This window comes from Bacillus sp. FJAT-27245, from assembly GCF_001273955.1.
In the GTDB taxonomy this organism is placed as follows: Bacteria; Bacillota; Bacilli; order Bacillales; family Cytobacillaceae; genus Bacillus_D.
Genome location: NZ_LIGI01000001.1, coordinates 78585 through 91545, shown reverse-complemented (window position 1 = coordinate 91545; position 12961 = coordinate 78585). Strand labels below are relative to the sequence as shown.

Genomic DNA, 12961 nt, shown 5'->3' with positions numbered 1-12961 from the left:
ATTCAATCAAACGTTTGATTGAATTTCAGAAAACCCTCTGGACTCAAGGGTTGGCTGTCCTTTAGTTTAGAAAAATCCCCGACCATTTTCTGAAACTCCGCACTCTCTTCAAGGAACGGAACATGGTTGCTTTTTTGAAAAATATAAAGCTTGGAATCAGGAATTAGCTCGGCTATTTCCTTTGAAAAATCAACAGGGCACTGCGAATCATGCTCGCCGCAATAAACAATGGCCGGAATACGTAGTTGCCTAATTTTCTCCCTAATATCATAAGCAGGCAGTTCGGTATATGAGAAATAATCGAGCCGCTTCTGAACTACCTTCCCGCTGCTTGGTTTTGAAAAGTACTTTTCGAATTTCCCCGGATCATTTAGCGACATTTCGGTCCATTCCCTGCCCGCTTTCATCTTCTCCTCCCTTGAAGGCTCCGCTGATTTAAGGATTGAAAGCAGTTCTTTCAGGCGGGGGTTAAGAGGATTGTTCCCGCAATAGATGCTTCCGCTATGCTCCATATAGCCGTTAGTTGCCGATGCTCCGCCAATCATTACTTTGGTTAAGGAATGGGGAAACAAGAAAGCATAAACAAGGCCAAGCATCCCTCCGGTCGAGTGCCCGGCAAATCCCCATTTCTTTATATTCAAAGCGCTCCTTAATGCTTCCAAGTCAAGGGCCGTTTCTTCCATGCTCAGTTCTTTCTCACTGGAAACTTTACTTGAACTGCCCGCCTCCTTTAAATTGACCAAATAAACTTGGAACGACTGGTTGAACATATCGGCAAAGTAGTTGCCCAGTTCATTAAATTCACTGTACAAATGAGTGATGCATAGCGGCTCCCCGCTCCCACAGACAAATACCTCAAATGTCCCTCTCCCTGTACTAATCATTTCTCTTTGCCACATAGCTGCCTCCCATCGCAGGTTTTACATTTACTTATTCTCTTCATGGAAGGATTATCCTTTAAATGAGCATATCTGAAAATAAAAAACCCGCCTAATTGACGGGTGAGAATTCAACTATCTAGGTTTAATTAATGATTTTATACTCTATAGGCACCTTGTCGTTGATTTCCGCTACAGGCACACGCTTTCCGCGGGGCGTCAGTGGAGCCTCCTCGGCGCAAGCGCCTGTCTCTTATGTACCCCTTTGGGCTTTAGACCTTTTTTGGTCCTCCTCCGCTCGATCATCGTCACCTTTATTCTTATAGGCAATCGATCGGGCCTCGTATGCCCTTGCGATTCCCGGGAGGTTCCCGATGTCTTCAAGGATGGCAATTGCCTTGGTTGCATACTCAATAGTTTCATTGTTTTCAGCAGGAATCATGCCCTTGTTTCCCAAATCCGCGAGAATCAACCAGTACCAGCCTACCCCTTGCCTATGGTCGGCTGACTCCCCTTTTTCGAAGGCATCCTTCGCCTCATTGAGGAAGGACAGGCCATCTTCAATTTGCCGGCTCGATAACAGATTGATTCCCGTTGAAAAAAGGCTCTGGGCATACGCAATCGAATCCCCCGAAAGCTTTGCGCTCTCAATTTCTTTTTTATTGATTACATTGGCCTCATCTCGCCGCCCTAGTTGGCGGAGCATGCCTGCCTGGCGAAGATAGCACTGGGCCAATACTTTGTTTGCCGATGCCCCATCAGCTAAATTAGATTCAATTAATTTCGCAACTTCTAATTCAACTTCCCGGTAATGCTCCAATGCCAAATCATATTTTTCCTGCTGCTCGTATAAAACAAGCGCCTCTTCCAGCTTTTTCACCAACAAAAGAAGCCGATTCTCCATTTGATTCCCCCTGCAACGTTTATATTTTCTTAAAGTGACAGTTCTATATACAATCCAAAGAATCCTTTTTAATTACACGATAATGGAAAATTTCCACAAGATGCTCTATAGCCTCCTATAAGCCTATACAATTATAAGCCTCGAGAAATTTGAACAATTTGCTGAATAACCCAATCAACTTTCTTACTATCTTTAATTACGAACAAATAGTCTGCCTCTCCTTCTATCGGCTTTGCCATATCCTCTTGTTTAGATTCGGCCTGTTGCCTAATGAGCACTTCCTCAAAAGTAGAATAAGTACCCCTGAATATATTCGTACTACGCTGGCTTTCGGTAACCCGAACTTGAAGAACATGGTCCGGAATATCAAAGTGGACAAGAATGCGAACAAACTCTTCCTCATTAAACAACTCATTAAGTAAGTTCAATCGGCCTTTCCTGCTTCTATTTGAATTACAGATAATAAGATGACACTCAGTATTTTCTATTGCATAATCGACAATCAACCGGGATATGGCATGCTTAAGAGTATTAGGCCCTTCCTTTGGCTGCAGTTTTTTATAGTAAAAATTAATAAATTCAGCGTGATTATCCTGGTCCATAACAACTGAGTTATCCAATTCCTTTTCCAATGCCCTCGCAAATGTCGTTTTTCCGCTATGCGTTTTACCAACCGTCATAATAACTAACCTTTTCACAGCCTCTACTCCTTTTTCTTTCGGGAATACATCATTCTTCATAGGAACAAGAAGATAGCTAAAATATATGAAAAAAACTCTTTAGAAAAATAACCTTTAAGAGCTAATGTCTTAATAACAAAAAAACACCCCTTTGGATAATCATATCCAAAGGGGTATATCTTTGCTATTAACTATTCCACCGTGACCGACTTGGCCAAATTCCTTGGCTTGTCGACATCACAGTCGCGGTGGAGGGCTGCGTAGTATGCTAAAAGTTGCAAAGGTATAACAGAGATAAGCGGTGTTAGTTGTTCATGAACGACTGGCAGGACAAAAGCATCTTCGTCTGTTTCCAGCCCTTTCATGGAAATGATGCAAGGGTTGGCTCCGCGGGCTGCCACTTCCTTGACGTTGCCGCGGATGCTCAAGTTTACGTTTTCCTGGGTGGCCAGGGCAATCACCGGGGTTCCTTCCTCGATCAGGGCGATGGTGCCGTGCTTCAATTCACCGCCAGCAAAGCCCTCCGCCTGAATGTAGGAAATCTCTTTCAACTTTAATGCTGCTTCCAGGCACACATAATAGTCGACAGCCCTGCCAATAAAGAAGGCGTTTCTAGTAACGGTCAGGAATTCCCGAGCGATATGTTCAATAATTTCCTTTGAATCGCAAAGTGCCTCCATGGCGTTCGCGACAATGCCAAGCTCCTGGACGAGGTCGAATCCGATTTCGCGGCCGCGGCTCTTTGCCGAAACCTCAGCTAGAATGGCGAGGACAGCCAGCTGGGCAGTGTACGCCTTTGTGGATGCCACGGCAATTTCAGGGCCGGCATGGAGCAGCAAGGTATAGTCTGCTTCACGGGAAAGGGTCGAGCCCGGAACATTTGTTATAGTCAAAGCCGGATGGCCCATTTCCTTCACCTTTACAAGGACAGCCCGGCTGTCGGCTGTCTCACCACTCTGTGAAATAAACACAAATAGCGGCTTTTCGGACAGTAGCGGCATATTGTAGCCGAATTCGCTAGAAATATGGACCTCGACCGGAATCCCTGCAAGCTTTTCAATCAGCTGCTTTCCGACAAGCCCTGCATGGTAGGAAGTACCGGCGGCAATAATATACATCCTGTCGGCAGCCTTGATTGCGTCAATAATCTCGCTGTCAATTGATAGTCCACCGTTTTCATCCTGGTACTTCTGGATGATTTTCCGCATGACTAGCGGCTGCTCATCAATTTCCTTCAGCATATAGTGAGGGTATGTGCCCTTTTCGATATCACTGGCATCAAGCTCCGCCTTATACGGCGCGCGGCTGATTGTTTCGCCTTTCAGGTTTTGGATTGTCACTTCATCCTTTTTTACAATGACAATTTCCTTATCCATAAGCTCTACAAATTGGTCCGTCACCTGCAGCATCGCCATGGCGTCGCTGGCGACAACGTTGAACGTATCGCCCAGGCCCACGAGCAGCGGGCTCTTATTTTTAGCGACATAGATGGTTTCGTTGTCTTCTTCATCCAGTAAAGCAAGTGCATACGAACCCTTAAGAAGAGTTAGCGCCTTGCGGAAAGCTTCAACGGTGCTTAGGCCTTCTTTTGCAAAAAGGTCGATCATCTGGACGATGACTTCCGTATCCGTATCGCTTTGAAGCTCGACATTCTTTAAATAGTCGCGTTGAAGCTCCGAATAGTTCTCGATTACGCCATTATGGACAAGCGTAAACCTGCTTGTGCCGCTTTGATGGGGATGCGCATTCCGGGTGCTTGGCGCACCGTGCGTCGCCCAGCGGGTATGGCCAATTCCGGCATCCGCGAAGACAGATGTGTCAACAATTTTCCTAAGGTCCGCAATCCGGCCTTTTTCTTTAAAAACTTGTACTCCTCCACTGGTCATGACGGCGATTCCCGCAGAATCATAACCGCGGTATTCAAGTTTTTCAAGGCCTTTTAGCAAAATTTCTTTTGAATCTATCTTTCCTATATATCCAACAATTCCACACATATTCAAGTCCTCCTGTTGCAAAGAGGGCAAGACCGTGCCGAGGGCAATGCTTGCCCCCCTTATCTCCGTAATCTTCTCTATTAGAATGCCTTTACAGGACATCCTTTATTTATGCGCAGCTTGTTTCCCTTTGTCCACCGAGTCGCCTCAATGCTTTAAGAAACAAGATTCGGCCGTGCGCTGCGGCCGGGAGGCATCCGCCGAAACCTTCGATAAACCTCCACCTCGTCAACTAACCACTTCTCCGTTCTGGTTAGTTCTGGCGCTTTAATGAATTGGCAAACCTCTGCCCACCTTTCCACCTTGAATGGATTGGAATGTTTTTACAAAATATTTTGCAAAACAAGCAAATTAAATGTTACATGATGATAGTAGTGCCGTCAAGATGTATTGTGTTTCCTTGCTTTTACCAGGGAAGATAGACTAAACACTTCGCTGCTAATAAAATATGCATAAGGGAACGTGTCTGTTCCCTTATGCATAGGATAAGCACTACTCCTTTAAACCCATTTCCGCTTCTACAACTGTGGCAATACGGTTAACATAGTCCTTGCACAACTCCTCGGTCGGTGCCTCTGCCATGACGCGGACGAGCGGTTCCGTTCCGGATGGACGGACTAGGATGCGCCCGTTGCCGGCCATTTCTGTTTCAACCTGCGTAATGATCTCTTTAACTTTCTCATTATCGGTTACATGGTATTTATCCGTTACCCTGATGTTGACCAGGATTTGCGGGAACTTTTGGATTTCATTCGCCAGTTCGGATAACGGCTTCTTAGTCGCTTTCATGATATTCACGAGTTGAAGGCCGGTTAGAAGCCCATCACCGGTTGTATTGTAATCAAGGAATATAATATGGCCGGACTGTTCGCCGCCAAGATTGTACCCATTTTTCTTCATTTCCTCAACCACATACCGGTCACCGACAGCTGTCTGGACGCTTTGAATGCCGTGCTGCTCCAGCCCTTTATAAAATCCAAGGTTGCTCATAACGGTTGATACGACAGTAGACTGTTTCAGTCTGTTATGTTCTTTTAAAAACTTGCCGCAAATGTACATGATTTGGTCGCCGTCGACGATTGCTCCGTTTTCATCAATGGCAATGACACGGTCGCCGTCTCCGTCAAATGCAAGGCCGATGTCCGCTCCCTTTTCTTTTACAAAAGCAGCCAGTGCCTCTGGATGAGTAGAGCCAACCCCAGCGTTAATATTCAGGCCGTTTGGTGAAGCGCCCATTGTCGAAAGATCGGCATCAAGATCCGCGAATAGATGGGTTGCCAGTGAGGAAGTTGCCCCATGCGCACAATCAAGCGCAATATGGATGCCGGAAAACTCTTCATCAACCGTTTGCTTAAGGTATTGAAGGTACTTCTGCCCGCCTTCAAAATAATCATTCACTAGGCCAAGGTTTGCGCCTATCGGACGGGGCAGGTTGTCCTCCGGCAAATCCATTATCTGTTCAATTTCATTTTCCTGTTCATCGGAAAGCTTGAAGCCATCCGGACCAAAAAATTTGATTCCGTTATCTTCAACCGGATTATGTGATGCGGAAATCATGACTCCCGCCTGCGCCCCCAATGCCTTTGTAAGATAGGCCACCCCAGGAGTAGAAATAACGCCAAGCCTCATTACTTCCGCTCCGATGGATAGAAGCCCCGCGACTAGCGCGCCCTCAAGCATATGCCCGGAAACGCGTGTGTCGCGCCCGATAATCACTTTCGGCCTTTCTTTATCTTTTGTGAGGATGAATCCTCCGAACCTTCCCAATTTAAAAGCAAGCTCCGGTGTCAGTTCGCTGTTTGCGACACCCCGTACTCCATCGGTCCCGAAATATTTTCCCATTCTACAATCGCTCCTTCTGCTAAATCCACATCAAATGGTTGTTATGCATCTGTTTTTGTTATTGTAACGGTAGCTGTTTTTTTGGCCATCCTCCAGGAAACATCTTTAGGCCCATCGACCTCTATGTCAACATCATGGTCGCCTTCTTCCAAACCCGAAAGTTCAACAAACAGCCGAAAGTCGGACGGTCCGATTGATTCTATTTTCCCGGTCGGCCCATAGACAAGCAGGCTTGTACTGCCGCCTTCCGGATCTTTAAAGACTGCCTTTTGATCCGGGGAAAGACCCCTTATGTTGACCGGGATGGAAGAAATCTGTTTTTCTTCCTCTTCCTTGCGCACTTTGACAGTTATTTTCACCAGTTCCGGGGACACCTTTTTGATTCCCTCCGAAATGATGACTGGAACTGTAACCGTCCCGCTCTCTTTTATTTTGCTTAAATCCACCTCTGCCCTAACAGCCTTCGTGGCGGCCAGTACGGCCTCATCAGCGGTTATAACAGCATCCTTCACATCGGCTTCTATTGATTCAAGCACTAGGCCATCAGGCAGGGAACCCTTTTGAATAATATTAATTGGCACCTGTTTCGTCAAGCTTTTAATCGGAATGGTTACTTCCACTGAATCGGGTTCAACAATGACGCTTAGCTTGTTAAGCTCTCTATCGAATACTTGTATTTTTGCATCCCTTGTTGTTGTTTGTTCAATCGGCCTCTTCAAATCGACAGTCGCCTTCACATACGTAATGCTGTCAATAATATCTCTTGCGCCGGTAATCTTCACTTTATCCGGCGTAACCTTTGGCGGCGAGGGGGCAAACCCGTCTTTTACCATCGAAGTGTTGTACTCGGGGTCGACACTGAATTCCCGCGTAATCCTTTCCTGGACTGAAATATTGACTGCTGATGGGGAAACCACAGCATCCAGTTTATCCGATAAGTCGCGAACCTTCAATTTCACAGACCTGTTGCCAATCTGGGCTCCTTCAAGGTCAACATACACTTCAAAGTTCCTCGATGTTTTCGCATTCTGGACATGGCTCTTAGGCCCGGTAATTTTAATGTCTACTGTTTCAGGTATTCCTGTGACAATGAGATTTTTCGTGTCGTAATACGCTGTGACGGGAACATCTTTTATCGTCTCAGTCGTTTCATCCCCCGGCACGTAAATTTCGTTCAACTTTTTTCCTTCGGTTGGAACAGAGGAATAAAGCAGGAAGGCGAGCAACAGGGCGACGATTTTGACAAACCAGCTGTTATCCAGCATTTTATCCATTTTTCTTCATCCTCCAATTCCAAAGGGTTGAAGATGATGTTTTTCCCCTGTCTTTTCCCACAAATTCGTTGTTAATCATTTCCTTGAAGGTATCCATACTTAAATCCCGGTACAATTCCCCGTTTTTGGTAAGTGAAATACTCCCAGTTTCCTCGGATACGACAATGGTAATGCTATCGGTCACCTCGCTGATTCCAAGTGCGGCCCTATGCCTTGTCCCAAGCTCCTTCGAAATGAACGGACTTTCCGATAAAGGCAGGTAGCATGCTGCAGCGGCTATGTTGTTCTTTTGTAAAATAACAGCCCCGTCATGAAGCGGAGTATTCGGAATGAAAATATTAATAAGCAGCTCCGATGATATTTTCCCATCAAGCCGGATGCCCGTTTCGATATAGTCGGTCATCCCGGTTTCCCGCTCTATTGAAATAAGGGCTCCGATTCGCCGCTTTGCCATATAATCGGTTGCTTTGAAAATGGCCGACGCCGTTTTCTCAAGCTCTTCCTCTTCCTGCCCGCTAGTTCTGGAAAAGAATCGGCCGCGGCCAAGCTGTTCAAGTGCCCTTCTCAATTCAGGCTGAAAAATGATGATGATCGCGAGGAAACCCCAAGTAATGATGTTGTCCACAATCCAGCTTAAGGTTCTCAAATCAAAAAAGTCGCTGAGTACCTTTACAATTAAGATGACAAAGATGCCCTTTAAGAGTTGGACCGCCTTTGTCCCTTTTATTAACATGATCAGTTTATAGACGACGTACCAGACGATGGCAATGTCGACTATGCTGGCCAAAGATTTAAAAAGCGAAAAATCTCCAAAAGACATTGGTTTTCCTCCGGTCGTGTATTTAGGGAAAGAGCCGAAAATCCGGTTCTTATATATTTAGAACATGGGCCGGATTGCCTGGTGCATCCGGTAACTTAATGCCAGCTCAATAATTAAAATAAAATTGAAGATGGTTTGATATGTAACTTTCTCATTATACCATAAAATGATTCAGACGGAGGAATGCAAACCCTATGCCATGCAATTAATCAACAGGCAGTGAACGAAAATAAGCCACGCATGTGGCTTATTTCTCGTTAGGCTCCTTTTTTCCATCAAGGCTTACAAGCTCGGTGGCTGTTCTTTTAATTTGATACCATATCCAATCAAAGGCACGGTCAACCTCTTCTATATTTCCAGTCACATGTCCCGCTGAGGCAAGGTACTTCTCCCCATTAATCACGGTTACATTGCCCTGGACTTCCCCTTCTATTTCAATGTTTCCATTTTTAACAACCAGGTCGCCTTTGACGACCTTCCCCGCTGGAACAATCACAGTATGGTCTTTAATTACCACCTGGCCAGCATTTGTTGTTGAGAACTCCCGGTCACTGTCCCAGGCCGAGAAAAGGCTTCCCGCCATGAGGAAAATAAAAACTGCTGCCGCTGTAACTATCGGATGGCGCTTCATCCAGCGTTGAATCCCGACCTTTTTCTTTTCCTTGGGCAGTTTGGCCATGACCGATTGGGTAAAGTGATCTGGTGCGTGTACATTCGCCGTACTGCGAATGAGGGCAATCGTTTTCTTCATTTCATGAAAGATATTCTGGCAATCCGTGCAAGTGCCTAAATGGCTCTTTAAGATTTGTTCGTGCTCAGGGTCTAAATCGTCATCAAGATATTCATGCATGTATACAATTATTTCCTCGGGACAGTTCACATCATTCACCTCTTATACATGTCGTAATTGCTTCCTTAATGCTTCCCGCCCTCGATGAATCCTGGTTTTTACCGTTCCAAGGGGCAAATCGAGTATTTCACTTATTTCATTTAGCGACAATTCTTCAATATATTTCAGGACAATGACTGACCTGTATTTTTCGGGAAGCTTGATTATTTCCCCCTGGATGGCCTCTTGAAGTTCCATCATCTCAACTTCTTTATCGGGAAGGGGGGAATCGGACGGTATACGGGAATAAAGGGTTAATCCCTCAGTCCCTGCCATCTCGGCATCTAAATAAAAATCCGGCTTTTTCTTGCGGATTCTGTCAATGCAGAGATTGGTCGCAATCCTGTACAGCCAGGTCGAGAATTTATATTCCTGGTTGTAGCTGTTGATATTCACAAACGCCCTGATAAAGGCTTCCTGTGCGATTTCTTCGGCCTCATGGCTATTCCCGAGCATCCGGTATCCAAGCTGGTACAGCTTATCCTTGTACAGCTCGACTATCTCGGCAAATGCATCCTGGTCGCCTTTTTTGATTTGTTTTATCCTTTTTTTAACAAGAGCATCCAATGTTTTACCTCCGCCTCCAATTGCGGCTATGCGATAGTACGAACCGCGTGCAAAAAGGTTTCATTTATTTAATAACAATTTTAACAAAATCTTACCATATATCTATCCCGGAGGTTTGAAATTATCGAAGAACGGAGATAAAAATAGTAACTTTGAGAAAGGAATTGGTACTCATGCATGGTCATCTTTCCCAATTAGCAAGGGAAATTGAAACATCCCGAAGAGAAATGGTTCAACTTGCTTCCAACTCTGCTCTTACAGACCGTACCGTTCTCGAGGCCAGCACCAAACTGGACTCTTTACTGAACACTTACCATCTAATGATGAACAAAAAATACAAATCAGTTTAAGGATTTCTATTAAAAAAACCAGCAGCCTCTCTCAGCAGGAGGCCGCTGGTTTCTTGTTTCCCCATTATTGGCTTTTCCTATAAAAGCTTCTCTCCGAATAATGAGCCCATCAGTTCAACTGCGACCCTTGCTGTTTTGTTCCGTTCATCAAGTATTGGGTTTACTTCAACAAACTCCGCGGAGGTGATGATGTCAGCTTCAGCGAGCATCTCCATTGCCAGGTGGCTTTCCCGGTAGCTGATTCCGCCAATAACAGGAGTACCCACCCCCGGGGCATCCTGGGGATCGAGCCCGTCCAAATCAAGGGATAAATGAACGCCATCGGCCCGGCTTTGCAAATAGGCAATCGTCTCTTCCATTACACGCGCCATGCCCATTCGATCGATTTCATGCATTGTGTATACTTTAATGCCCTTTTCCTTAATCAGCTCCTTTTCTCCATCATCAAGCGCCCTTGCCCCAATAATAACAATATTCTCCGGCCTTACTTTTGGAGAGTAGCCACCCAGTTCCACCAGCATTTTATGCCCGATTCCCATGCTGACAGCAAGTGGCATACCGTGTATATTTCCGGACGGGGACGTTTCAGCCGTATTTAAATCACCATGGGCGTCATACCAGATAACACCAAGGTTTTTATAATGTTTGGAGATGCCGGCCAATGTACCAATGGCGATACTATGGTCGCCCCCAAGGACGAGCGGAAACGCCCCCTTTTGAACAACTTTATCCACTTCCTCGGCAAGTTTGGCATTTTTCTCGGTAATTAGTTCAAGATTCCTTAGCTTGGATTCCCTGTCGATGACAACTTCAGGCCTGCCGACAGGAATGTCGCCCAAATCCTCTATTTCATCAAATAATGTTTTCAGCCTTTCGACAACTTCAGCATAGCGGATAGCGCTTGGACCCATATCCACTCCCCTCCGCAATTGTCCAAGGTCCATTGGCATCCCGATAATGGACAACCTTTTCATCAAAAACTCCCCCTTTATTCACTTTATTGTAACCGCTTTCCTCCCACTGACTCAACTCGACAATCCTTTGAATATATATACAGAGGGAAATAACAAGCACAAAAAAGCCTTAAATCTCAAGTCGATTTAAGGCGAATAGGTCTTTATGTAAAATGTGATGGTGGAGCCTAGCGGGATCGAACCGCTGACCTCCTGCGTGCAAAGCAGGCGCTCTCCCAGCTGAGCTAAGGCCCCGTCTTTGTTGGAGCGGAAGACGGGGTTCGAACCCGCGACCCCCACCTTGGCAAGGTGGTGTTCTACCACTGAACTACTTCCGCGTATATTGAAATTATACTACAAAAGGTTCATTTGAACAAGAATATGAGCCATGAAGGACTCGAACCTTCGACCCTCTGATTAAAAGTCAGATGCTCTACCAACTGAGCTAATGGCTCGAGTTATTTATCTATCCTAAACCTCGTCAGCACGTGTGTCCCCACCTCAGTAAGGAACGCAAGTAGCAGCTCGGTGGGTACAACTCGCAGATTATTCACGTAGCTTCGCTCGTCTCTACCAACTGAGCTAATGGCTCGAGTATAAAAAAAAAGACTGGGCTAGCTGGATTCGAACCAACGAATGACGGAGTCAAAGTCCGTTGCCTTACCGCTTGGCTATAGCCCAATAACATTATTTTCCCCAAAACAGGAATTCCGATACAACTTAAAAAGAACATACATAGTATTGCTCTTTTTGTTTTGCCCTATTCAGGAATTGGTGGTGGGGGACGGATTCGAACCGCCGAACCCTGAGGGAGCGGATTTACAGTCCGCCGCGTTTAGCCACTTCGCTACCCCACCGATAAAATGGTGCCGGCTAGAGGACTTGAACCCCCAACCTACTGATTACAAGTCAGTTGCTCTACCAATTGAGCTAAACCGGCATAGTGGATATTATTAAAATTAATGGTGGAGGATGACGGGATCGAACCGCCGACCCTCTGCTTGTAAGGCAGATGCTCTCCCAGCTGAGCTAATCCTCCAAATAAATGGTGACCCCTACGGGATTCGAACCCGTGTTACCGCCGTGAAAGGGCGGTGTCTTAACCGCTTGACCAAGGGGCCTTCATAAAAATAAGCTTCCAAGCGGGCTCGAACCGCTGACCTCTTCCTTACCATGGAAGTGCTCTACCTACTGAGCTATGGAAGCATTATTCTATAATTTATTAGTAGTGGCTCCGCAGGTAGGACTCGAACCTACGACCGATCGGTTAACAGCCGATTGCTCTACCACTGAGCTACTGCGGAATAAATAGTATATCCATACTCTTGAACAGCAATTATGTCCCCGCCTCGGAAAGTCTCGCAAGGAGCGGCTCGGCGTGTACAACTAGCAGCTTATTCATGGTAGAGATGCTCGTCTCTACCACTGAGCTACTGCGGAATAATCAAAGCCTGGCAACGTCCTACTCTCACAGGGGCAAGGCCCCAACTACCATCGGCGCTGAGAAGCTTAACTTCCGTGTTCGGTATGGGAACGGGTGTGGCCTTCTCGCCATAACTGCCAGACAATGAATCAGACATATTCTATTATAATGCCTTTTTAGGTTTTTTCAAGAGAAAATTTCATTCCCTCAAAACTGGATAATTTTCAGAAGAAGTTCGGAAGAACAAAGTAATCTAATTGGTTAAGTCCTCGATCGATTAGTATCAGTCAGCTCCACACGTCGCCGCGCTTCCACCTCTGACCTATCAACCTGATCATCTTTCAGGGATCTTACTTCTTACGAATGGGAAATCTCATCTTGAGGGGG

Annotated in this window: 11 protein-coding genes, 10 tRNA genes and 1 rRNA gene; 1 reads left to right on the top strand and 21 read right to left on the bottom strand. The window is 45.8% G+C overall.

Going from position 1 to position 12961, the window contains the following annotated elements:
• Positions 1-2 precede the first annotated feature (2 nt).
• From ADU24_RS00530 to sigW, 9 genes are all read right to left on the bottom strand, one after another.
• Positions 3-899 carry an alpha/beta fold hydrolase gene (locus tag ADU24_RS00530; protein ID WP_053364819.1) on the bottom strand — a complete coding sequence of 299 codons (897 nt, stop codon included), beginning with the start codon at positions 897-899 and terminating at the stop codon, positions 3-5.
• 232 nt (positions 900-1131) lie between these two features.
• Positions 1132-1782, bottom strand: a complete 651-nt coding sequence (locus tag ADU24_RS00525; protein ID WP_053364818.1) for a hypothetical protein — start codon at positions 1780-1782, stop codon at positions 1132-1134.
• 131 nt (positions 1783-1913) lie between these two features.
• Positions 1914-2480 carry an AAA family ATPase gene (locus tag ADU24_RS00520; protein WP_053364817.1) on the bottom strand — a complete coding sequence of 189 codons (567 nt, stop codon included), beginning with the start codon at positions 2478-2480 and terminating at the stop codon, positions 1914-1916.
• A gap of 173 nt (positions 2481-2653) precedes the next feature.
• On the bottom strand, positions 2654-4456 hold the full coding sequence (gene glmS, locus ADU24_RS00515; protein WP_053364816.1) for a glutamine--fructose-6-phosphate transaminase (isomerizing): 1803 nt from the start codon (positions 4454-4456) through the stop codon (positions 2654-2656).
• 492 nt (positions 4457-4948) lie between these two features.
• Positions 4949-6298 (bottom strand): phosphoglucosamine mutase, encoded by a 1350-nt coding sequence (glmM, locus tag ADU24_RS00510; RefSeq protein ID WP_053364815.1) that lies wholly within the window; start codon positions 6296-6298, stop codon positions 4949-4951.
• 41 nt (positions 6299-6339) lie between these two features.
• Positions 6340-7572, bottom strand: coding sequence for a CdaR family protein (locus ADU24_RS00505; RefSeq protein WP_053364814.1), 1233 nt, complete (start codon positions 7570-7572; stop codon positions 6340-6342).
• The gene (gene cdaA / locus ADU24_RS00500; protein ID WP_053364813.1) at positions 7565-8392 is read right to left on the bottom strand and encodes a diadenylate cyclase CdaA; all 828 of its coding nucleotides are present in this window, start codon (positions 8390-8392) and stop codon (positions 7565-7567) included. The genes ADU24_RS00505 and cdaA overlap by 8 nt, the downstream gene beginning before the upstream one ends.
• A gap of 247 nt (positions 8393-8639) precedes the next feature.
• Positions 8640-9272, bottom strand: coding sequence for an anti-sigma factor family protein (locus ADU24_RS00495; protein WP_053364812.1), 633 nt, complete (start codon positions 9270-9272; stop codon positions 8640-8642).
• A 12-nt stretch (positions 9273-9284) separates the two neighbouring features.
• The gene (gene sigW, locus ADU24_RS00490) at positions 9285-9848 is read right to left on the bottom strand and encodes an RNA polymerase sigma factor SigW (protein ID WP_053364811.1); all 564 of its coding nucleotides are present in this window, start codon (positions 9846-9848) and stop codon (positions 9285-9287) included.
• Between the two features lie 173 nt (positions 9849-10021).
• Between sigW and ADU24_RS23615 the strand changes: the two genes are divergently transcribed.
• A complete protein-coding gene (locus ADU24_RS23615; protein ID WP_082306762.1) occupies positions 10022-10198 on the top strand; it encodes an aspartyl-phosphate phosphatase Spo0E family protein in 177 nt (58 codons plus the stop codon).
• A 77-nt stretch (positions 10199-10275) separates the two neighbouring features.
• On the opposite strand, the gene rocF is transcribed toward ADU24_RS23615, so the two are convergent.
• From rocF to rrf, 12 genes are all read right to left on the bottom strand, one after another.
• Complete coding sequence (gene rocF, locus ADU24_RS00485; protein WP_053364810.1) at positions 10276-11172, bottom strand: arginase; 897 nt, start codon at positions 11170-11172, stop codon at positions 10276-10278.
• 158 nt (positions 11173-11330) lie between these two features.
• Positions 11331-11406, bottom strand: a tRNA-Ala gene (locus tag ADU24_RS00480).
• A gap of 8 nt (positions 11407-11414) precedes the next feature.
• Positions 11415-11489, bottom strand: a tRNA-Gly gene (locus ADU24_RS00475).
• Between the two features lie 44 nt (positions 11490-11533).
• Positions 11534-11606 (bottom strand) — tRNA-Lys (locus ADU24_RS00470).
• Positions 11607-11760: 154 nt separating this feature from the next.
• Positions 11761-11832 (bottom strand) — tRNA-Gln (locus ADU24_RS00465).
• A 91-nt stretch (positions 11833-11923) separates the two neighbouring features.
• Positions 11924-12008: transfer RNA gene (locus ADU24_RS00460), tRNA-Tyr, on the bottom strand.
• Positions 12009-12015: 7 nt separating this feature from the next.
• Positions 12016-12091: transfer RNA gene (locus ADU24_RS00455), tRNA-Thr, on the bottom strand.
• Between the two features lie 23 nt (positions 12092-12114).
• Positions 12115-12190 (bottom strand) — tRNA-Val (locus ADU24_RS00450).
• Positions 12191-12197: 7 nt separating this feature from the next.
• Positions 12198-12272 (bottom strand) — tRNA-Glu (locus ADU24_RS00445).
• A 12-nt stretch (positions 12273-12284) separates the two neighbouring features.
• Positions 12285-12357: transfer RNA gene (locus tag ADU24_RS00440), tRNA-Thr, on the bottom strand.
• A 23-nt stretch (positions 12358-12380) separates the two neighbouring features.
• Positions 12381-12455 (bottom strand) — tRNA-Asn (locus tag ADU24_RS00435).
• A 145-nt stretch (positions 12456-12600) separates the two neighbouring features.
• Positions 12601-12716 (bottom strand): 5S ribosomal RNA (rrf, locus tag ADU24_RS00430).
• Positions 12717-12961: the final 245 nt, after the last annotated feature.